Source organism: Salinimicrobium gaetbulicola (genome assembly GCF_042676025.1).
GTDB lineage: Bacteria > Bacteroidota > Bacteroidia > Flavobacteriales > Flavobacteriaceae > Salinimicrobium > Salinimicrobium gaetbulicola.
On the sequence record NZ_JBHTJP010000032.1, the window covers coordinates 983232 to 1004626 of the forward strand.

At 39.1% G+C, this 21395-nt stretch carries 18 protein-coding genes; 16 read left to right on the plus strand and 2 right to left on the minus strand.

Translation table 11 applies throughout. The features are described from left to right. Positions 1–363 precede the first annotated feature (363 nt). Positions 364–1704 (minus strand): FAD-dependent oxidoreductase, encoded by a 1341-nt coding sequence (locus tag ACFQ1G_RS06015; protein ID WP_380737575.1) that lies wholly within the window; start codon positions 1702–1704, stop codon positions 364–366. A gap of 261 nt (positions 1705–1965) precedes the next feature. Here ACFQ1G_RS06015 and ACFQ1G_RS06020 point away from each other — a divergent pair, with 261 nt between their 5' ends. The 4 genes from ACFQ1G_RS06020 to ACFQ1G_RS06035 all read left to right on the plus strand — a co-directional run bounded on the left by ACFQ1G_RS06020 (position 1966) and on the right by ACFQ1G_RS06035 (position 5974). Continuing rightward, entirely contained in the window at positions 1966–2121 is a 156-nt protein-coding gene (locus ACFQ1G_RS06020; protein WP_380737577.1) for a lmo0937 family membrane protein, read from the plus strand. 149 nt (positions 2122–2270) lie between these two features. Beyond that, the gene (locus tag ACFQ1G_RS06025) at positions 2271–3029 is read left to right on the plus strand and encodes an SDR family oxidoreductase (protein ID WP_380737579.1); all 759 of its coding nucleotides are present in this window, start codon (positions 2271–2273) and stop codon (positions 3027–3029) included. Between the two features lie 605 nt (positions 3030–3634). Then, positions 3635–4315: a hypothetical protein gene (locus ACFQ1G_RS06030; RefSeq protein ID WP_380737581.1), complete on the plus strand. Its 681-nt coding sequence runs from the start codon at positions 3635–3637 to the stop codon at positions 4313–4315. A gap of 1158 nt (positions 4316–5473) precedes the next feature. Continuing rightward, entirely contained in the window at positions 5474–5974 is a 501-nt protein-coding gene (locus ACFQ1G_RS06035; protein ID WP_380737583.1) for a UpxY family transcription antiterminator, read from the plus strand. A 288-nt stretch (positions 5975–6262) separates the two neighbouring features. Here the strand turns inward: ACFQ1G_RS06035 and ACFQ1G_RS06040 are convergent, their stop codons facing one another. Then, positions 6263–6397 (minus strand): hypothetical protein, encoded by a 135-nt coding sequence (locus ACFQ1G_RS06040; RefSeq protein ID WP_380737585.1) that lies wholly within the window; start codon positions 6395–6397, stop codon positions 6263–6265. A 295-nt stretch (positions 6398–6692) separates the two neighbouring features. On the opposite strand from ACFQ1G_RS06040, the gene ACFQ1G_RS06045 reads away from it, so the two are divergent. The 12 genes from ACFQ1G_RS06045 to rfbA all read left to right on the plus strand — a co-directional run bounded on the left by ACFQ1G_RS06045 (position 6693) and on the right by rfbA (position 21391). After that, entirely contained in the window at positions 6693–9092 is a 2400-nt protein-coding gene (locus tag ACFQ1G_RS06045; protein WP_380737587.1) for a GumC family protein, read from the plus strand. 536 nt (positions 9093–9628) lie between these two features. Then, positions 9629–11002 (plus strand): nucleotide sugar dehydrogenase, encoded by a 1374-nt coding sequence (locus ACFQ1G_RS06050; RefSeq protein WP_380737589.1) that lies wholly within the window; start codon positions 9629–9631, stop codon positions 11000–11002. Further along, a complete protein-coding gene (locus ACFQ1G_RS06055; RefSeq protein WP_380737592.1) occupies positions 11002–12009 on the plus strand; it encodes an SDR family oxidoreductase in 1008 nt (335 codons plus the stop codon). Before ACFQ1G_RS06050 ends, ACFQ1G_RS06055 begins: the two co-directional genes overlap by 1 nt. A 21-nt stretch (positions 12010–12030) precedes the next feature. Next, positions 12031–13503: a lipopolysaccharide biosynthesis protein gene (locus ACFQ1G_RS06060; protein ID WP_380737594.1), complete on the plus strand. Its 1473-nt coding sequence runs from the start codon at positions 12031–12033 to the stop codon at positions 13501–13503. After that, a complete protein-coding gene (locus ACFQ1G_RS06065) occupies positions 13504–14670 on the plus strand; it encodes a glycosyltransferase family 4 protein (RefSeq protein WP_380737596.1) in 1167 nt (388 codons plus the stop codon). A 226-nt stretch (positions 14671–14896) separates the two neighbouring features. Then, positions 14897–15841 carry an O-antigen ligase family protein gene (locus ACFQ1G_RS06070; protein ID WP_380737598.1) on the plus strand — a complete coding sequence of 315 codons (945 nt, stop codon included), beginning with the start codon at positions 14897–14899 and terminating at the stop codon, positions 15839–15841. Between the two features lie 73 nt (positions 15842–15914). Continuing rightward, positions 15915–17108 carry a glycosyltransferase family 4 protein gene (locus tag ACFQ1G_RS06075; protein ID WP_380737601.1) on the plus strand — a complete coding sequence of 398 codons (1194 nt, stop codon included), beginning with the start codon at positions 15915–15917 and terminating at the stop codon, positions 17106–17108. Continuing rightward, positions 17108–18304, plus strand: a complete 1197-nt coding sequence (locus ACFQ1G_RS06080) for a glycosyltransferase (RefSeq protein ID WP_380737604.1) — start codon at positions 17108–17110, stop codon at positions 18302–18304. The genes ACFQ1G_RS06075 and ACFQ1G_RS06080 overlap by 1 nt, the downstream gene beginning before the upstream one ends. A 55-nt stretch (positions 18305–18359) precedes the next feature. Continuing rightward, complete coding sequence (locus ACFQ1G_RS06085; RefSeq protein WP_380737606.1) at positions 18360–18767, plus strand: acyltransferase; 408 nt, start codon at positions 18360–18362, stop codon at positions 18765–18767. A 10-nt stretch (positions 18768–18777) separates the two neighbouring features. Continuing rightward, complete coding sequence (locus ACFQ1G_RS06090; RefSeq protein ID WP_380737608.1) at positions 18778–19872, plus strand: glycosyltransferase; 1095 nt, start codon at positions 18778–18780, stop codon at positions 19870–19872. Between the two features lie 7 nt (positions 19873–19879). Beyond that, the gene (locus tag ACFQ1G_RS06095; RefSeq protein WP_380737610.1) at positions 19880–20479 is read left to right on the plus strand and encodes an acetyltransferase; all 600 of its coding nucleotides are present in this window, start codon (positions 19880–19882) and stop codon (positions 20477–20479) included. 33 nt (positions 20480–20512) lie between these two features. Next, positions 20513–21391: a glucose-1-phosphate thymidylyltransferase RfbA gene (gene rfbA, locus ACFQ1G_RS06100; RefSeq protein WP_380737612.1), complete on the plus strand. Its 879-nt coding sequence runs from the start codon at positions 20513–20515 to the stop codon at positions 21389–21391. Positions 21392–21395 lie beyond the last annotated feature (4 nt).

The following is a 21395-nucleotide window of genomic DNA, read 5'->3' on the forward strand; positions in this document are numbered from 1 at the left end:
TCTGTTCCAGGTTCCAGGTGACGGTGACCTGTCGCGAATTGTGGGTTGGCGTCTCTCCGCTTTTCCCCGGCCCTAAAGGGTGGCGGAGAGGGTAGGTTTTTATTCAAGTTATAAGGATCTCAGTTGTAAGAAGAATGTCACACTGAGCCGCCAAAGGCGATCAGTCGAAGTGGCTTGAGTTACCTGTTCCAGGTTGCGGTGACAGGTCGCGAATTGCGGGGTGGCATCTCTCCGCTTTTCCCCGGCCCTAACGGGTGGCGGAGAGGGTAGGTTTTTTCCATTCAAAAAGACCCTGAAACAAGTTCAGGGTGACGGTATTGACTTTAAAGCCGCTTTAGAACCACTAACTTATTACCTTGAAACCTATTCTAACATTGCAAGGATCTTCTGCTCCACTTCTTCAGAATCCCATTTTTCAGAAATATCCGGGAGTTTCATAATGACATCCATGATAGCAGCCTGCTGGTCTCCTATTTGCAGTGCTTCGGAATAAGGTTTTTCAGAAAAAGTCACCCGGGAATAAACAGGCTTCCATTTTTCCGGATGCTTAGAAGCAAAATGCTTTTCGATCTTTTTCCGCAGCAGAAAATCCGGGTCGGCAGTTTTGCTGCTCATCTCAAGAAAATTGCGATAACTCAATTCTGCAATGGCATCGGCATTCGGTTTTCTCAGATTCTGATATTCCCTGAAAATGGATTCCCAGTCATCTCCATATTCAGATTCCAACCGGCTCAATTCAGAAATATCTTCAAAACCGGCATTCATCCCCTGCCCGTAAAAAGGAACGATCGCGTGGGCGGCATCCCCCACCAGGGCGATCTTGTCATTGTAGGTCCAGGGAAAACATTTCACCGTCACCAGCGCGCTGGTAGGATTGCGAAAGAAGTCACGGGTGAGATTGGAGATCTCATCCTTTATATCAGGAAAATAACGGCTGAAGAAATTTTCAGCTTCCTTTTCGGTAGTCAGGTTTTCAAAGGAATGCTCCCCTTCAAAAGGCAAAAACAACGTACATGTGAAGCTACCATCCAGGTTAGGCATGGCGATCAACATGAACTTTCCGCGAGGCCAAATGTGAAACGAATTCTTATCTAGTTTATGTGACCCATCCGCATTTGCGGGAATTCTCAGCTCCTTATAGCCAACATCAATAAAATCCTGCGAGTAATTGAATCGGCTCTGGCGTTGCATCTTATGTCGCACCCTTGAAAAAGCGCCGTCGGCACCAAAGATAAGGTCAAAATCATATTCCTGCCACTCCCCTTTTTCACTCTCGCCTGTGAAAAGTTTTGCTTCGGAAAGATCTACATCCCATACTTTTTCCTCAAATCTGAATTCCACGCCGGCAGTTTCTGCCAGGTCGATCATTTTTCTGTTCAGCACTCCGCGGGAGATAGAATAGATCGCTTCTCCCTCTTTTCCGTATTTCTGAAAATAAACCGGACTGCTGTTTACGTGCATCGCTCGTTGGTAAAGAGGAATGGCCAGTTTCCTGATCTCCTCCTCGATCCCCGCTTCCCTAAGAGCCTTCCATCCTCGATTGGACATGGCAAGGTTAATGGAACGACCCGAGAATTCCACTGTTCGCACATCAGGACGGCGGTCAAAAACGGTTACCCGATGTCCGGCCTTTGTAAAGTGTAGTGCTAACAAGGATCCCACAAGACCCGATCCCACCACGGCAATATTTTTAGAATGCTGCATTCAGATTTAAGTATGGGGCGAAAATACGAATATTATTGTGACCGGGTGATGTTGTGATCTTGTGACCCTGTCTAAATAACTTCACCGCGTCACTTCATCACTCCTTTACTTCATAACTACTCCCGAAGGGTTAAACCTCCGTTAAAGAAGAATCTAGACAAAAAAGCTTTTGTACATTTAAGTAAAGCATTGAAAACCATATATAAAAACCAATAGTAATATCTAACCAGCAGCTATAAAGGCTGCATAAAAAATCAACCTATGAGAGATTTAGTTTGGCTTATCATCGTTTTACTGATCATTGGATGGCTAATAGGCTATTTCGCTTTTCCTGACCTGGGAAGCCTTATCCACATTTTAATCGTGATCGCTGTTATCCTTGTCATTTATAAGCTATTAACGGGAAGAAGCCTGTAATCATAAAAAATAGAATAAGCATGGGTCACCTGTCGGAGGTGCTGATGAAAATTGAAGACCTTCCTTATTTTTGGAAGGGTTAGTGATTTTCGTTTGTCGGCATCCGGAGGTGACCTTATTTGTTATTTTCTAAATAAAAATAAGCGAGCATGTGGAATTTAAAAGGACAAACGGCCGTCATAACCGGCGGCACTAAAGGAATAGGAAAGGCTACCGTACTGGAATTTCTGGAACTGGGCGCGGAAGTACTTTTCACCGCCCGTAGCGGGGAAGACATCATAAAACTGGAAGATGAACTGCTGGCCAAAGGTTATAAGGTCAAAGGAATGGTCGCCGATGTTACCATTCCTGAGGACAGACAGAAAATACTTTCATACGTCGAGAACAACTGGAAAGCCCTTACTATCCTGGTTAATAATGCAGGTACCAACATCCGTAAAAAAGCGGTCGAGTACTCTGAGGAGGAATACCGAAAAGTACTGGAAATAAATATGTTCTCCCCCTTCGCTTTAAGCAGACACCTGTATCCGCAGTTAAAAAAGGCACACCGGGCGAAGGTGATCAATATTGCTTCCTCAGCGGCGACCCAGGATGTGAGTTCAGGCACCCCCTATGCGATGTCAAAAGCCGCTTTATTGCAACAAACCCGAAGCCTCGCTGTGGAATGGGCCGAAGAGAACATTCGCGTCAACGCGGTATCTCCCTGGTATACCCATACACCGTTAACAGATAGTGTACTGAGTCAGAAGGACCGTATGCGCAACATTCTGGACAGGACTCCCCTGAACAGGGTTGCCCAGCCGGAAGAAATGGCCGCGGTGATCGCTTTTCTGGCGATGGATAAATCGTCCTACATCACCGGGCAGAACATCGTTGTGGACGGCGGGATGAGCGTGAAGGCGTTGTAACGGAGTGATGCTGTGACCGGGCTATGTTATTAGCTGTTTATAAAAGAATGTCACACTGAGCCCGACCGAAAGGAGGATCAGTCGAAGTGCTTTTAACGGTTTGCGGTTCTCAGTTCTCAGTTTTGGGTTCTTTTCGAAGTTTTGATCATTCTTTTAGATTATTTTTTTTTTGCTAAACAGCTTTCACTTATTGAGAGAATCAAAATTGGATTTCTCTATCCACTGACCACTGTGCACTATTCACCGGAGCGGAATGTCACACTGAGCCCGACCGAAGGGAGGATCAGTCGAAGTGCTTTGGTTTTTAACTCAATTGTCATCCCTAAAGCACATATAATGCGAGAAGGATCTTGAATATGCACACCAGGGGTCATCTCTTTTTTCGTTTCATCCCTGCCCTAAAGGGAGCCGAAAAAAGTTAAGTATTCACCAAAACCGAGAACGGAAAACCGTGAACTGAGAACTGTTCCAAAGAGATTTCTCAGTCGTTCCTCCTTCAAAATGACAAAAACCCGCAATTCGTAATCTGCAACCCATATCCCACAACCCGCAACATCGGCAACCGGAAAGAAATTACTATTTTAGTCTCCTAAACTTCCAACCAAATGAAAAACCTATACATCTTTCTGGCTGCTGTTATAATTGTCGCTTGTACCAGCTGCAAAAACGAAACAAATAATGATCCGGCAACAGCAGATCCTGAAAAAACGATCGTTGAGAAGATCGCTGCAGCCAACGGACTGGAGAACTTCGATAACGTCCAGGAATTGAAATACACTTTCAACGTTAAAGTGAATGACAGTCTGCGCACCAGCCGGGCGTGGACATGGGAACCAAAGACAAATAGGGTGACCCTCACTACGAAAGATTCTACTGTTGCTTATGACCACAAAACTGAAGCAGCGAATCACGAATGGGTGGATCAGCGATTTATAAATGACCAGTACTGGCTTTTGTTTCCTTTTCACCTGGTGTGGGATAAAATGGAATGGAAACATGAGGAAAAAGCGATAGCACCAATCAGCGGAGAGGAGATGCAAAGCATGACTATAACTTACCCTTCTGACATAGGCTACACACCGGGAGACGTTTACGAAGTATTCTTTGACGACAACTTCATGATACAGGAATGGATCTACAGATCGGGAGGCAATCCCGAAAATGCCTTCCCCGCCACCTGGGAAGATTATAAAGATTTTGGAGGCATCAAGATCGCTACCAGGCACACGAGTAAGGACGGGAGTTTTGTATTATTCTTTGACGGGATCGAGGTTGTGAGGGAGTGATGTTGTGAAGGTGTGACGCAGTAAAACTGTTAAGAAGTATCTTTTAATCAAGGTAAGGAAAAACTGATTCTCACCCTTTAGGGCGGGGAAAAAGAATTAGTTTTTCCGTTAAAATCACTTCTTTTCATTCATCATTTCCCCTACCCTCAAGAGCTACCTGAAATACAGGTGAATTGAAGAAGTTACAGAGAAAAATCATTTCCCTTTTCCGGTTTGCCCCTACCCTAAAGGGAGCCGGAAAAAGTTTATAGTACTAAAGAGAAGAGAGTACTAATCTTAAGCGATTCCGTAGTCGTTCGTCACTTCTTGAAATCAAACCACAAACCGGAAAAAAACGAAAAATTAAAAATTCCTTAGTAAGGACTTCGACTATTCGGCTCTGCCTGCCTATTGGCAAGCAGACCGGCTCAGTCTGACAGTCGTTAATTAAAACTTGACCACAGGAAACCGGAACCCAGAAAACTAAAACAATACGCTAACAATATTATAATCTCAAATGTCACACTGAGCCCGACCGCAGGGAGGAAAAGTCGAAGTGCTTATAGAGGCTGTACTCTTTTTCCGGTTTGCCCCTCACCCTAAAGGGAGCCGGAAAAAGTTTATACTCCTAAAAAAAGAATGGCTCTCAAGAGATTTCTCAGTCGTTCCTCCTTCGAAATGACACCCCAACACTATCCAACCTGAATAAGATCCAATTACAATTATCATCTCAAATGTCACACTGAGCCCGACCGCAGGGAGGAAAAGTCGAAGTGCTTATAGAGGCTGTACTCTTTTTCCGTTTTACCCCTACCCTAAAGGGAGCCGGAAAAAGTTTATACTCCTAAAAAAAAGAATGGCTCTCAAGAGATTTCTCAGTCGTTCCTCCTTCGAAATGACACCCCAACACTATCCAACCTGAATAAGATCCAATTACAATTATCATCTCAACTGTCACACTGAGCCCGACCGCAGGGAGGAAAAGTCGAAGTGCTTATGGAACCCTTAGAGATACATAACTAAAACAGGGACCTCAACCTACAACCGGAAACCGACAACTGACAACCGATCTCCCCAATTAACCTCACTTCGGTTATCCATTTTTCATCGCAATTCCTTATTTTTGCAAGGGAAAGGAATCCCCTTCTTTCTTCCCCAGCCTACTGTTTAAAGGAGATTATGCAAAACGGAAAAGAACTTTCTAAGAATTGGTATGCGATCTACACCAAGCCTCGCTGGGAAAAGAAGGTCGCTAAGCAGCTGGAAGAGATCGGGATAGAAACTTATTGTCCTACCGTGACAGAAGTACGGCAGTGGAGCGACCGCAAGAAGAAGGTCACTACTCCCCTTTTCAAATCCTACGTTTTTGTGCATTTAACCGAAAAGGAACGCGCCCTTGTTTTTGACGTGCCCGGAGTCGTACAATACATTTTCTGGCTGGGAAAACCGGCAATTATCAGAGATCGGGAAATCGAGACCATCAAGCTGTGGCTGGAGGACGGCCGTGCAGAGCATGTGGAAATTGGGCACCTTACTCCCGGTGACAAGATCACCATAGCCGGTGGAAGCTTTAAAGGACAGGACGCTATCATTGAAAAAGTGGGCAAAAAACGCCTCCGACTCGTACTTAAAAGCCTGGATTGCGTAGTGAATGTAAAGGTGGCTGAAGCATTAGAATAGACGAAAGTCTTTAGTCGGGAGGCGGGAGTTCAGAGTTCAGAGTTTAAGATTCAAGGTTGTTGAGTTGTTAATTGATAATTGTTTACTGTTCATTGTCCCTCGTCTTTGCGAGCGACGAAACGTCTCGCTCTAAAAAAACAAAACCCACTTCAAGCGAAGCAATCTTATGTTTGGGCGAAAGTCTTTAGTCGGGAGGCTTTTTAGACGAAAGTCTTTAGTCGGGAGGCGAAAGTTCAATGTACTGAGTTGGGAGTGCAGAGTGCAGAGTTAAGGTTCATTGATAATTGTTTACTGTTCATTGTTCCAACCATTCCCGTCAGTTCGAGTGTCCCGATAGCTATCGGGATGTATCGAGAACAACCACTCCCCAATCAACCATTCTCCAATTAACCATTCCCAATTAACCAACACTTCCTTTAACATTTCATTATTAAAATATACTTCAAAAATTAGTCTGTTTTACGGAAAACCGTAATTGAATCACCTCCATTTCATATTATATTTGCACTCCCAATTTATTTTGTTAAAATCTTTAACAAATAAGCTTGCCTAAAAACCTATCAGACAATATATTTGCGCGGTTTCCCGGCAGATTTTTTTGGTCAGTTTTTGATCTATATAACCCCTTCCGGGGGACTTAGAACGGCGAAGCCGTATCAAAATCGTAGCAGTCAAACACGCTTCGGAATAACACCACCAAAAAAATCATTATTCAAGAATGGCACAACACTACCCTACCTCTGTGCAGGAAGACGAGATGAACCTTCAGGAAGAACTTCAGAAACACCTCCGCTACTGGCCCTGGTTCCTGGCTTGCATACTTACGGCTCTGGCAATTTGCTTTGTCCTGCTTAAGTTCATGACCCCGGTTTATCCTACAACAGCCACCATCCTGATAAAAGAAGGTGAAAAGAATCCGGCAAGCGGCATCGAAGCCTTTACAGAACTCGGATTATTGGGCGGAATGAACACCAACAGTATTGAGAACGAGATCGGGATCCTGAGATCGTACCGACTTATGGAAAGTGTAATCAAAGAACTCAACCTGCACGTGCGCTATTTTGAAAGCGGACTCTTCCAAAACAGGGAATTATACAGCAACAGCCCTGTTACCGCACAGGTTCTGAACATTAATAAGAGCAAGTTTTCACAGCTGGAAGAAGCTTCAGAAAGTAGCTTCAGAATAGAATTTAAAGATGACCGTTCGCTAGAAGTCTTCAGACTTTCAGACGAGAAGAGATACAAGACAGGATTCAATGAACCTGTAGATCTCGGTTTTGCGATGGTAAGCTTCCGCAGGAATGAAACAGTTTTTGAAGTACAGGAACTTGAGGGACCCTTAATGGTCAGCATTAACCTGCCCGAAAAAGTAGCTGACATTTATCAGGAGAAACTCAGCATACAATTAATCGAAAAGAATGCGAGTCTTATCGAGCTGCAGCTTCAAGATCCGGTACGGGAAAAGGCAAGGGATATTTTGGATCAACTGGTGCGCGCATACAACCGGGAAGCCATTGAGGACAAGAATATTCTGGCGCTGAACACGGCCGATTTCATCAATGAAAGATTAAGCATCATCAATGAGGAGCTGGCCAGTGTGGAAACAGGCAAGGTGGAGTTTAAAGAAAACAACGGACTCACCGACCTGCAGGCTGAATCCCAGTTGTTCATGACCAGCGCTACCGAGAACAAAAAACGTCAGCAGGAACTGGCTACCCAGATAGAACTGGCAGATGCCATTCTCGAGTTCATGCAGACAGGCTCCTCCTCGGGGCTGCTTCCCGCCAACCTGGGGATCGATGAAAATATGGTCAATGAGGAGATCAACGGGTATAATGAATTGATCCTGGAGCGAAACCGCATCCTGAAAGGTTCTACCGAAAAGAACCCGGTGATCATCACCCTGAACGAACAGATCGATGAGCTGAAGGCGAATATCTTTCACAGCCTTACCCGCCTGCGCTCCAACCTGAAAATAGCACAGGATAACCTCAACCGGGAGACTGCTGTAATAGGATCGAAGATAGCCGCGGTTCCTGTCAAGGAGATGGAATATCGAAATATTGAGCGACAACAACAGATCAAGGAGAGCCTATACCTGTTCTTGCTTCAGAAGCGAGAAGAAAACTCACTTTCGCTGGCCGCCACTGCCCCGAAGGCAAAGATCGTAGATCATGCCCGCAGTTCGGACATTCCGGTTTCCCCAAAACCGAAGATCATGTTCCTGGCAGCCCTTATCCTGGGAATGCTCGTTCCCTTTTTGGTGATCTACCTAAAGAACTTGCTCAATAATAAAGTGCGTTCCCGTCACGACCTGGAAGCACATCTGAAAAACTTCCCGATCATCGGGGAACTCCCAAAAATAAACAAAGGCAACCCTGAGCTCATACAACAGAATGACCGTTCTATGCTGGCGGAAGCCTTCAGGATCTTACAGCATAATTTACAATACCTGCTGGTAAAGACCACCAGCAAGAATAATGGCAGCTGTATAATGGTTACTTCCAGCATTAAAGGAGAAGGTAAGACCTTCACCTCCTTTAACCTGGGAATTACACTGGCCCATTCCGGAAAAAAAGTGATCCTGTTGGGAGCCGACCTTAGAAATCCGCAATTGCAACGTTTCATTCCTGAGAGTGCAGGACACAGAGGGATCAGTGATTTCCTGGTAGATCCTGATCTGGATCTCGAAGAACTGATCAGGCCGTCAGGACAGCACGAAAGATTTGACGTCATGGCTTCGGGGAGCATTCCCCCGAACCCTACCGAATTACTAAGTCGGCCGGCTTTGAAAACCCTCATAGAAAAACTTGAAGACCTGTATGATTACGTGATCATCGATTCGGCACCTACCATGCCGGTAGTGGATTCCTTCCTGATCACCGGGCATGTGGACCTGAATCTATATGTGGTACGTACCAATTACACTGACAGGAAACTACTGGATTTCGTAGCCCACGCTAAAGAAGAAGGTAAAATAGAGAACATCGGGATCATCCTGAACGACCTGGATTCCTCAGAATTCGGGTACGGAAATAAATACGGATACACCTATGGGGAGGAAACAGTTCCACTTTGGAAGAGAATAACGAGGAGAGCAGCCTTTTGGAGTCTGTGATGAAGTGACCTTGTGATGGAGTGATGATGTAACCATTCCCAGATCACCAGATCACCAGTTCTCCAAAGTTAATTGCCCACATCACAGCTTTACAGCATCACAACTTTACAGCTTGACCACATCACTCAACATTGTTAATAACTTCAACGCCTTTTTAACGCTTGTAATTTGTGTTAAAGAATTGTGAAACAATATATTTGCATTTCCTTTCAAAAAAAGCATCTGTTCATCGGGTTTTTTGAACCTTTTGCCGACCGATTTCCAGAAATGGGACTTGGAACGGCGAAGCCGTACCTGCCGCAGGCAGGTAGAGATTAGAAAACGGAGAATTGGGATCAGATAAATCTAACTACCAAAGGATTAACGTTCGAGATTGGTTTGTTTTCATGTGATCCAATCACCAATCCCTAATTAACCAGTCAAGAGTCATCAGGCACCATTAAATAACAAATTCACCCTCTCCGGAATCTCCCTACACTACCGGAAAAGGGATTGGAAACCCAATTACCAATCCCCAATTGACAAATCACTACATAATGAACGACATTAAGATCGCGGTAATCGGCCTCGGATACGTGGGATTACCCTTAGCCCGGCTTTTTGCTACCAAATATCCGGTAATAGGATTTGACATCAACGCCGCTCGCGTACAAGAACTTCAGAACGGACACGACAGTACTCTTGAGGTGGAAGATGAAATTCTTCAAAGTGTACTGCTTAAGAAATATCCCCTTGCAATAAAAGTGCCGAAAGCGGCAAAAGAAATGGCTGTTGCAGGTTACTGGGGAGAGAGCAAGCATGAGAATCAACCGGAAGAGTTCGGAGAGACCTCTAATGGTCTTTATATATCACGAGATCTGGGAGACATACAGGATTGCAATTATTATATTGTGACCGTTCCAACCCCTATTGATAAAAACAACCGCCCTGATCTCACTCCGCTATACAAGTCCAGCGAAAGTGTCGCCAAGGTCTTGAAAAAAGGAGATATAGTCATCTACGAATCTACGGTTTATCCCGGAGTAACAGAAGATGAATGTGTTCCGGTACTGGAAAAAGTGAGCGGACTCAAATTCAACGAGGATTTCTTCGTGGGCTATTCGCCTGAAAGGATCAACCCGGGTGATAAGGAGCACACAGTAGAGAAAATATTGAAGGTTACCGCAGGTTCCACCCCGGAGATCGGAAAAAAAGTGGATGATCTATACAAAAGTGTTATCACCGCGGGCACCCACCTCGCTCCAACTATTAAGGTAGCAGAAGCTGCCAAGGTGATCGAAAACTCTCAACGGGATATCAATATCGCATTTGTAAATGAACTGGCGAAGATCTTTAACAAGATGGACATCGACACCAACGATGTTCTGGAGGCTGCCGGTACCAAATGGAACTTTTTACCATTCAGACCGGGGCTGGTTGGTGGTCACTGTATAGGCGTGGATCCTTATTACCTGGCGCAAAAAGCACAGGAACTGGGTTACCATCCAGAGATCATTCTTGCCGGGAGACGCATGAACGACTCCATGGGGCAATACGTAGCTTCTGAGGTTATTAAACTGATGCTTCAAAACGATATTAAGGTAAAAGGTGCCAATGTTCTGGTACTGGGTATAACCTTTAAAGAAAATTGTCCCGATGTTCGAAATACGAAGGTAGTTGATGTCGTGAGAGAATTGCAACAGTACGAGACTAAAGTCACTATCTATGATCCTCTAGCCAATCCCGAGGAGGTGAAACATGAATATGGATTAAGCACAACTTCTTCCTTACCTGATCAAAAATTCGATGCGGTAGTTTTGACCGTTGCACACAAAGAGTTCCTGAGTATAGACCTAAGTACTTTCAAGAATGCAAATGCCGTGGTATATGATGTAAAAGGTATTTTAGAAGTAGTAAACGGAAAGTTATAATGCAAGAACAATTCAAGAAATTAGGAGGTAAAAAAATACTGGTAACCGGCGGCGCCGGGTTTATTGGATCTAATCTCTGCGAGGCTTTACTCGACCTAAATGCTGAGGTTATCTGTCTGGATAATTTCGCTACGGGAAAAAGAGAAAATATAGAGGAGTTTCTTAATAACTCGAACTTCACTCTAATCGAGGGAGACATCAGGGATTTGGAAACCTGCCATAAAGCCAGTGAAGGCGTTGATTTCATCCTGCATGAGGCAGCACTTGGCTCTGTACCCCGTTCCATTAATGATCCCATTACTAGTAATGAGGTGAATGTTTCCGGGTTTTTGAACATGCTAGTCGCCGCAAGAGATGCGGGAGTAAAACGTTTAGTGTATGCAGCCAGTTCCTCCACTTACGGTGATTCAGAAAAACTGCCCAAAGTTGAAGATGAGATAGGCAAACCTCTTTCTCCTTATGCCATAACAAAATATGTCAATGAGCTATATGCAGATATTTTCCATAAATCTTACGGTTTAGACACTATTGGCTTACGTTATTTTAATGTTTTCGGAAGAAAACAAGATCCTAATGGTGCATATGCCGCGGTGATCCCAAAATTCGCAATTCAGTTAATGAATCATGAAAGCCCTATAATCAATGGTGATGGCACCTTTTCCAGAGACTTTACTTATATAGATAATGTGGTGCAGATGAATTTGCTAGCCATTACCACCGAAAATGCAAATGCCCTCAATCAAGTCTATAACACCGCTGTAGGTAGTAGGACTAATTTACTTGAATTAGCTCAGTTGCTTAAGATGTATTTGTCAGTTTTTGACCAGAGAGTAGCTCAAGTAGAGATAAAGCACGGACCAAATCGAGCAGGAGATATACCACATTCTTTAGCATCAGTTGATAAAGCAAAGTCCTTTCTTGGATATTTTCCTCAAGTTGATTTAAAAAAAGGCTTAAAAGAGACATCGGACTGGTATAATAAAAATTTGACTCCCAAAAAAATATAATTCCGATTTCATTTTTAATTAATGAAAGATTTAAATCTACTTTTAAATAAAGAATTTAAAACCAGTTCCCTTTCAAAAATTTCATTGAAAGGAGGAGCCATTAATATTCTTGCTCAAATACTTAACTTTTTAATCCAGTTAGGAACATTAAGTATTATGGCCAGGATTATTCCTCCATCAGGTTTTGGAATTGTGGCAATGGCGGGAAGTATTACAGGCTTTATAATGATTTTTAAAGATCTAGGTCTATCTATGGCTACTGTACAAAAGGAGGAAATTAACGAACAACAAATTTCAAACTTATTCTGGATAAATATTTTAATAGGAATAGGCTTAGCATGCCTAGTAGTTGTTATATCTCCATTGGTTGCTGATTTTTTTATGGAGCCAGAAATTAAGCGCATACTTATTTTTTCATCAATTGGATTATTTATTGGAGCACTCACTATCCAACATCAAGCCCTTCTTAGACGCAAAATGGATTTTTTTTCATTAGCTATTATAGATGTCTCTGCAAAATTGATAGGATCGGTAATTTCAATTATGATAGCATATAAATTGAAAAATTATTGGCCTTTAGTACTCTTACCGATTATCATAAGCTTCTTTTATTTAATTGGAGTACTTATTGTCCTGCCATGGAAACCTAAATTTTATAAAAAAAAATCTAACACAGGAGACTTATTAAATTTCGGCAAAAATATGACCGTTTATGGAGTCATTAATTACTTTGCAAGAACTGGAGATAATATTATTATTGGAAAACTCGTAGGTGCAGCTAGTCTGGGTTTTTATAGTAGAGCCTACTCCTTAATGATGTTACCAATTGGACAATTAATTGCTCCATTAACTAGCGTAATGGTTCCAACATTAAGTAGGCTCCAAAAGAATCCGAATGATTTTCGAAAACATTATTCAAATTCATTAATGCTTATTGCCTATTTAACATTACCTCTAATAACCACATTAGGAATATTAGGAAGGGATGTAGTTTTAATTGTTTTGGGTGAAAAATGGGTTCCCGCTATTGAACTATATCAAATCCTTTGCTTCGCAGCATTTTGGCAGCCCATGTTAAGCACAACTGGCTGGATTCTCACCTCCCTGAACCAAACCGAAAGAATAGTTAAATGGGGATGGATTAATTCCATCTTACTCATATTAACATTTTTACTAGGAATAAACTGGGGGGTAAAAGGATTAACTATCGCTTACGCCATCTATATGTGGGTTATAGTATTACCCAATTTCTTGTTTGTTATTAAGTATACACCTGTAAAAATAAGTGACTTTTTCAAGGCTATAAAAAAACCTATCATTAATACTTTGATTTTAGGAACGATATTTCTTGCTTTTTTAAGGTTGGAAATTGACGATATAATTTTAAGAGTTATTATATCAATCCTAATTTTTATAACATTTTGGACTGTTTTATTTTTTATTGATCAAAAATTAAAAGTTCAATTAAAATCTTTAGTTAAAAAATTATTTTAAATGAAAGTTTTTCTGATACCTTCTTGGCACCCTACCCCAGATAAACCAAATTGGTGTAATTGGATAAAACCACATATCCAACTTGCTAAATCTGTTGCTGAAGAAGTTATAATACTACAGGTAGACCAAGAAACAAACAAAAGCAGCGATGAAATAATTGAATTATCTAAAAATCATTATTACATAACTTCTGGAGAACCCAAGAATAGATTCCACCGTAATTTCTTTACATATAAGAAAAGCTTGAAGAAGTATAATGCTAAAATAGAAAAGCTTTACCAATTTGCAGTAAGAGTTCATGGAAAACCAGATCTAATCCATGCTCATGTCTCTATGCCGGCAGGATATGGCGCTGCTTCTTTAGGAAGTCAACATTCAATTCCTGTAATTGTTACAGAACATTTTTCAGGTTTCTTTTGGGATCACAAATTTCCTTGGAGAATTGGTTCCTACTATTTTGAAATGCGATCAAAGATTAATGGGTTCTATACCGTTAGCCCAGGATTTAAAACTGAAGTAGAAAATAAAACCAAAATTAAAGTTGATGATGTGTTTCCTAATCCAATTAACACAGAATTATTCTCTCCCGAACCATATAAAAACGAAGAGAATATAATTAAATTTGCAACAACCGGGAATTTTGGACTAAGGAAAGGTACTGATGTTTTATTGAAAGCCTTTCAATCTTTACCTAAGAGCATAAATTGGCAATTAACCATTGTAGGAAAAAGGGATTCGCAAAATGCTTTTTGGAACGATCTTTTAAATCTTTTACCTCAAGAGAGATTAAAACTTGTGGAAGCCGTTCCTCAGACAGGTTTAAGAGAAATTTATTCTCAAAATGACATATTCATCGTATCAAGTCGTATTGAAACAGCAAATGTATCGATGCTGGAAGCTATGGCCTGTGGATGCTATGTCATTACAAGTACTATTAATGCTCCTGAGACGCTTCTTACACCCGAGGTAGCAACTAATTATGATAATACTGCTGAGGGATTAAGAAAAGCTATCTTAAGTATAAGCCAGACAAAAAACCTACCTGCGAGAAAAGATTTACGCCAATTTGTTTTAGAAAATTACTCTCGGGAACAATTGAAACCAAAATTGTCGGGAATTTACCAGTCATTTGTAAATACTGGGGGTATATCTAAAATTAAGAACTAAACCTAGTAGAGTGATCATTAGAGAAAAAAATATAAAAAATTTATGGTATCTTTTTTTTATTACTAGCGTTTTAATTTCATTTCCACCCTTTCATCACCTGTCTACAGTTATAGTAATATTGTTATTTGTTGTAGCGATGTTCAAAAAGAAAACAACAAGGACGACATTTACTACGAAATTTTTTCTACTAATATTTTTAGTCTCTTTGATCAACCAGCTTATTTTTATGGACAAATTTGGCTGGGATGGTGATTCTTTTACATTATTCGGCGTCCTAATGGTAATTATGGCCGCCGAAAGATTATATATACCTGGTAAGGTATTGGATTTTTTAATTGCTAATGCCTATCCTCTTATTATCCTCTTTATTTTAGGAGGAGTTCATTTTACCGAAGGACGATTGTTTACAGAATATTTAAATCCAAATATTAGAGGAATTTTTTACTTAGGAGGATTCAGTGCATCTTTGTACTACATGTTAAAATATAAAAAGATTAAACTGAATTACGTTCTAGTATTTCTAACCACTACTTCTTTCTTAATATTATCAGGATCAAGAAGAAACATTATATTACTTCTAATAGCCTTAATTATAAACTTCACCTCTTTAAAAGGAAAAATTCAGTCTCTAAAAAATCCTCTTTTAAAATTTTTTATCATATTCAATTTCATAGTTGTTGGCATCTACATCTTTAATATTAGTTATACAACTATTAAAAATCGTTTTAACAACTCAAATCTTATAGATCAAGTTAAGGGAAGTGACGATTCAGGAAAAGAACGCTATAGCTTTATAGAAACTAGTCTGGATATTGTGAAAGAATATCCCACTGGTATTGGGTATGGCAATATAAAAGAGGGTATTCGAGATTACGGTAATAATTTATATGCAGTAACGCAAAACGCACATGCTTTTATTGCCGAAATAGTAGCTTCTACAGGATACTTCGGTTTATTATTCTTAATACCTTTCTTGCTATTCATAATTAAAATTTCAAGGAAGGATTTTGAAAAATGGTTCTTTATTCCCTTGTACCTAATAGTTAGTTTATTAACTATAACCATTTTAAATGATAAATTATTTTGGGTAACACTTGTTTTCTTTGAAAAAGACCTGATGTTTCACAAACAAAACACAATTCCTGTAGTTGAAAAAGCTTCCAAAATTTAATTTCTCTGTATTTACTGTTTTCTAGTCACTAATTTTAATCCTAAAGTAACTTCCCTACAGCAAAAAGAACAGAATGAAAAAAGTACTTTTAATTAACGATCATATCCATTTTAGTGGTGGCGGGGATGCCGCCTTAAAATTTGAACAACAACTTTTAATAGAATCGGGATTTGATGTCTATACCTTAAGCTTTGGAAAGGAAGAATCTTATTATGGTAAAGATTTCGTTATCCAAATACCCACAAATAGAGTTGAAGAAAAGGTTGACAAGTTTTTAATGGGCTATAAGATAAAAAAAGAGGTCACTTCCATAATTAATAAAATTGCCCCAGATTTAATTCACATTCACCTCATATCAAAATTTCCTGTCGCAGTGTACAACTCAACTGCGTTAGAAAATGTACCGGTAATTCAGACTCTTCATGGCCCTACGCTTTTTTGTTCTACTGGTTGGGGGGGATTAAAAAATTCTGGACCATGTGAATTGGGTATTGACACAAAATGCAGCAAACGAGGATGTATGGATATTGCCTCCAACCTACTTTACATTAATATGAAAAATCGGTATTGGGAAGCGTTAAAAAAAAATGTTGATGCTTTTCATTGCCCATCTTTAAATATTCTAAATAGTGCCAAAAGATTAGGACTACCCAATTCTACCTATATTCCTTTAGGAATAGATCAACAATTTTTGGAAGAACCTATAAAAGTAAAAAATGAACGCCCTACCTTAGTTTTTTTAGGAGCAATTGCAGATGTGAAAGGTGTACAGTTTTTATTACCTGCTTTAAAAAAAATAAAAGAAGAAATTCCAAATGTTCTTTTAAAAATTGGAGGCAAAGGAAAACTACTAGTTAAATTAAAGGAACAGGCAGAATTGCTGGATTTAACTAATAATGTTGATTTTGCAGGTTTTATTAGCCGTAATAAGGTTAGAGAATTCTATTTAACGAGTGATGTTTTTTTAATGCCAAGTATTTGGCAAGAACAATTTGGTCTTGTAGGTCCAGAAGCCATGGCATGTAAATTACCCTGTATCGGAAGCAATGTTGGGGGAATTCCAGAATGGCTAAAACATAATCAAACTGGATTTTTAACACCTCCACAAGACATACAATCTTTAGTTAAATATTCAATCCTTCTTTTGAAAGACCCAGCATTACGAGAAAAAATGGGTGATACTGGTAGAAAATTAGCATTGAAAGAATATGGTAGTGATTTATATAAAGAAAATCTTTTAAACTTAATATCTCAGTTCATAAATTAATGAAAGATCAAATCTTATATGTTGTTGGAGGAAGAAGTTTTTCTTCAAAAAACCCTGGACGCAAAATTGGAGAAGTAATCTCAGTGTGGCAAAAAATAGGAGTTGAAGTTCATACTCAATTTGGACGAGACATTATAGAAAAAAATGATAGCGAAGTTATAAAATATGGGAGCCAACACCATTACGATGCAAAATACCGTAATATAAAATGGCTCTCACTCCTAGTAAATTCATACTCTGAATTAAGAGATATTACCCACAACTTTAAATTATATAAAAAATTAAAAAAAGAATATAAACAAAAAGATCTTAATCTAATTTGGGAAAGATCTGCCAGGCTTCATTTCTCAGGTCTAAAATTAGCTCAAAAAAAGAATGTTCCATTTGTTCTTGAATGGAAAGATAATTTACTCAACTACAAATATTCTTTTTTCAAATTTCTGGCCTCATACTATGAGAAGAAAAAATTAAATGAAGCTGATTTTATTGTTGTAGAGTCAAGTGTTTTAAAAAATCAATTAATCTCTCAGGGAATTGAAAGCGCAAAGATAAAAGTAGCTCTCAATGCTGTAAACCCTAATGAATTTAAAAAGGAGGAAGATAAAGGTTTAATGGTTAGAAAAGAATTAAATATCCCGCAAAGCGAAATAGTTGTGGGTTATTTGGGAAGTTATGCCTTTTACCATAATACTTCCTTATTGGTTAAAGCAGCCAAATTAACTTTAGAAAAATCAAACAATATAACTTTTGTGCTTGTCGGTAACGGAAAAGAATATAAAGAGTGTAAAGCTCTTGCAAAGGAATTTAATTTGCCAAAAGAAAAGTTTATGATGCTTGATGGAATTGATAAAGAATTAGTTCCTCATTATCTATCTATGATGGATATTACAATTTTACCAGGTTCTACTGATATTATCTGCCCAATTAAAATAATGGAATACATGGCAGCAGAAACTGTAGTTCTTGCTCCCGATTATGAATGTAATAGAGAAGTCATCAAAGATGAAGTTAACGGTATTCTCTTTGAATCAAATAACGAGTTAGATCTTTCAGAAAAAATAGCAAGCATAGAGAATGATCAATCAATGCAGGAAAAATTAAAAAATAATGCTCGACAATATGTCGTCGATAATTTGACTTGGGAACAAACTTGGGGAGATGTGTTATTAAAAACCCTGCAAAATGAGGCTGATTAGAAACATTATAAGAATTAAAAGAGGGTTACACCGTAGAATTTCTCGGTTCATAATTATGAGTCAGATAAAATCCACTGGAGAAAATTTTATATGTGACTCTGGTGTTTCGGTTTATGGAGGTGAAAACATCAACATCGGGAAAGGTGTTGTGATTAATAAAGGTGTAATTCTCCAGTCATGTGAAGGTGCAAAAATATGCATAAAAGATAATGTGACTATTTCCTACAATGCTATGATAATTACCGGTAATCTTAATTTTAGGAAAAATGAAAAGGAACGACATTTTACAGAAAACATAGAAATTGGTAACCAAGTTTGGATTGGCGCAAATGTTATTGTTTTACCAGGTGTAAAAGTTCCTGATAATGTAGTTTTAGCAGCAGGAAGTATTGTTGCAAATTCCTTACCTGAATCGAATTGCATTTACGGTGGAGTACCTGCGAAGAAATTAAAAAAAATTTAAAAGCAACTTCGTGAAATTAATCATTAATACCGCCAACCTATTGCCTGGTGGAGCTTTTCAAAGGGCTATTTCCTTCCTGAATGAGTTAAAAGTATTTGGCCAAGACTCGTATCTTATAATTCTTAATCACCATGTTAAAAATGAACTAGATATTACTAGCTTCCCAGAAAATTATCAATTCAAACTTTTAAATCATAGCCCCGCTGAACTTAAATATTTAATCCAAACAAGAAAGATTTTAAAAAATATTGAGAGTGAATTTCAACCAGATCTTGTATTTTCTTTTGTAGGCCCTTCTTATTGGCGTCCCAAAAGCCCACATTTAGTTGGTTTCGCTTTAGGACACTTAGTTTACAATGATTTTTCCTACGTAAAAAATTATTCCTACAAAACCAAATTGGAAATGGTTTACAAAAAATTTTGGACCATTAAAGAAGCAGATTATTATGTAGTTCAAACCTCCGATATTAAGGAAAGATTATGGTCAAATTTATCTGTGCCAAAAAATAAAACCTTTATTGTAACTAATGGCGCAGGATATCAATACCATCTCGCGACTCCTGAAAACAGGAATTCCAACACAACAAAGAGATTGTTAATGTTGAGCACCTATAGGCCAAATAAAAATTTTGAGATAATTAGAAAAGTTATTCCGTATTTAGAAAATTACGCCTTCAAATATGAGTTTCATGTCACATTAAAAGATGGGGAATACCAATACCTCTTTAATGGTTTAGAAGCATCTGTAATTAATCATGGGTATGTGCCGGCTGAGAAAGCTCCTGAGCTATATAATCATTGTGACGCGATGTTTTTACCTACTCATCTAGAATGTTTTTCAGCATCTTATGCAGAAGCCATGAAAATGGAAAAGCCTATTTTAACTTCTAATTTATCTTTTGCAACCTCAGTATGTGGGGAAGCAGCTATATATTTTGATAATTTGGATCCTAAAGATATTGCAGAAAAAATTAACAAATTATTCAACGATAATTCTCTTTATCAATCTTTAGTCAACTTAGGAAAGAAGCAACTTCAAACTTTTGACAGCTCTCGAACCCAGGCTGAAAAATATATCAAAATCTGCAAATCAATTTTGTCGTAGAAAAAATATGAAAAAACTAATTCAGAGTTATAGTCTGTTAGGCTTGATTAATTTAGTCTTGTTTTTTATAGGTACAAAAATCCTTTTTCCCAAAGCAAGATTAATTAGATTTCCTTTTAGGCTAAGGGGTAAGAAATATATAAAGTTTGATTCTGGTTTTACTACAGGTTATAATTGTAGAATAGATGCATTTCCACTAAACCAAAATAGCTTACCAATCATTGAAATTGGTAAGAATGTGCAACTTAACGATTACGTCCACATTGGAGCTATCAATAGCATCATTATTGAAGATAATGTTTTAATTGCCAGCAAAGTATTTATTACGGATCATAATCATGGTTCTTATTCAGGAAAGAATTGTGATGCCCCTAACACTCCTCCAGCATCAAGAAAATTATTTTCAAAAAAAGTTCATATTGAAAAAAATGTATGGATAGGAGAATTTGTTTCTATTTTACCAGGTGTAAGAATCGGTGAAGGCTCTATAATTGGCACTATGTCTGTCGTCACTAAAAGCATTCCTCCGCATTCCATTGCGATAGGCTCACCTGCCAGGGTTATAAAAGAGTTTGACACATCTTCAAAGCAGTGGGTGAAAGTGTAAAAACAGTTTCTGCTTATTACAAAATATAATTAAATGAAAGGAATAATTTTAGCCGGCGGATCAGGCACCCGTCTTTACCCTATTACCAAAGGAGTTTCTAAGCAACTTCTAAGTATATATGATAAGCCCATGATTTATTATCCACTATCCGTTCTGATGCTGGCAGGAATAAGAGAGGTGCTTATCATATCCACTCCGGAAGATCTTCCAAATTTCGAAAAATTACTTGGAGACGGGAAAGAACTGGGAATGAAGTTTCAATATAAAGTCCAGCCAAGTCCCGACGGACTGGCACAGGCATTTATTATTGGAGAGGAGTTCATTGGCTCAGATGATGTATGTCTTGTTCTGGGGGATAATATATTTTATGGACATGGATTTAGCGGATTGTTAAAACAATCAGTAGAAAATGTCGAGAAAGAAGGGAAAGCCACAGTATTTGGTTATTACGTAAATGACCCTGAGCGATATGGAGTCGCTGAATTTGATGAAAAAGGAAACGTAACCAGTATTGTGGAGAAACCTGAACACCCTAAAAGTAATTATGCAGTTGTGGGATTGTATTTCTACCCTAATTCAGTAGTGGAAGTCGCAAAAAATGTAAAGCCAAGTGATCGTGGAGAACTGGAGATCACCTCTATTAACGAAGCCTATTTAAATAACGGAAATCTTAAAGTAGAATTGATGGGAAGAGGTTATGCGTGGTTAGATACCGGCACCCATGAATCGATGCTGGAAGCTTCTAATTTCATTCACACCATTGAGAAAAGACAAGGGTTAAAAGTAGCCTGTATTGAAGAGATAGCCTACGAAAAAGGATACATCAGTAAGGAAGAACTTATAGAACTTGCCAATCCCCTTAAGAAGAATGGTTACGGTCAGTATTTACTAAAAAGAGCAGAGAAAAAGTAAATCT

Excerpts from the sequence above, each read along its gene's own strand:
- ACFQ1G_RS06080 (WP_380737604.1), top strand. The coding sequence starts at position 17,108 with ATGAAAGATCAAATCTTATATGTTGTTGGAGGAAGAAGTTTTTCTTCA.
- ACFQ1G_RS06015 (WP_380737575.1), bottom strand. The coding sequence starts at position 1,704 with ATGCAGCATTCTAAAAATATTGCCGTGGTGGGATCGGGTCTTGTGGGA.
- ACFQ1G_RS06020 (WP_380737577.1), top strand. The coding sequence starts at position 1,966 with ATGAGAGATTTAGTTTGGCTTATCATCGTTTTACTGATCATTGGATGG.
- ACFQ1G_RS06050 (WP_380737589.1), top strand. The coding sequence starts at position 9,629 with ATGAACGACATTAAGATCGCGGTAATCGGCCTCGGATACGTGGGATTA.
- ACFQ1G_RS06095 (WP_380737610.1), top strand. The coding sequence starts at position 19,880 with ATGAAAAAACTAATTCAGAGTTATAGTCTGTTAGGCTTGATTAATTTA.
- ACFQ1G_RS06025 (WP_380737579.1), top strand. The coding sequence starts at position 2,271 with ATGTGGAATTTAAAAGGACAAACGGCCGTCATAACCGGCGGCACTAAA.
- ACFQ1G_RS06035 (WP_380737583.1), top strand. The coding sequence starts at position 5,474 with ATGCAAAACGGAAAAGAACTTTCTAAGAATTGGTATGCGATCTACACC.
- ACFQ1G_RS06045 (WP_380737587.1), top strand. The coding sequence starts at position 6,693 with ATGGCACAACACTACCCTACCTCTGTGCAGGAAGACGAGATGAACCTT.
- ACFQ1G_RS06055 (WP_380737592.1), top strand. The coding sequence starts at position 11,002 with ATGCAAGAACAATTCAAGAAATTAGGAGGTAAAAAAATACTGGTAACC.
- ACFQ1G_RS06030 (WP_380737581.1), top strand. The coding sequence starts at position 3,635 with ATGAAAAACCTATACATCTTTCTGGCTGCTGTTATAATTGTCGCTTGT.
- ACFQ1G_RS06040 (WP_380737585.1), bottom strand. The coding sequence starts at position 6,397 with ATGTTAAAGGAAGTGTTGGTTAATTGGGAATGGTTAATTGGAGAATGG.
- ACFQ1G_RS06065 (WP_380737596.1), top strand. The coding sequence starts at position 13,504 with ATGAAAGTTTTTCTGATACCTTCTTGGCACCCTACCCCAGATAAACCA.
- ACFQ1G_RS06075 (WP_380737601.1), top strand. The coding sequence starts at position 15,915 with ATGAAAAAAGTACTTTTAATTAACGATCATATCCATTTTAGTGGTGGC.
- ACFQ1G_RS06085 (WP_380737606.1), top strand. The coding sequence starts at position 18,360 with ATGAGTCAGATAAAATCCACTGGAGAAAATTTTATATGTGACTCTGGT.
- rfbA (WP_380737612.1), top strand. The coding sequence starts at position 20,513 with ATGAAAGGAATAATTTTAGCCGGCGGATCAGGCACCCGTCTTTACCCT.
- ACFQ1G_RS06060 (WP_380737594.1), top strand. The coding sequence starts at position 12,031 with ATGAAAGATTTAAATCTACTTTTAAATAAAGAATTTAAAACCAGTTCC.
- ACFQ1G_RS06070 (WP_380737598.1), top strand. The coding sequence starts at position 14,897 with ATGGACAAATTTGGCTGGGATGGTGATTCTTTTACATTATTCGGCGTC.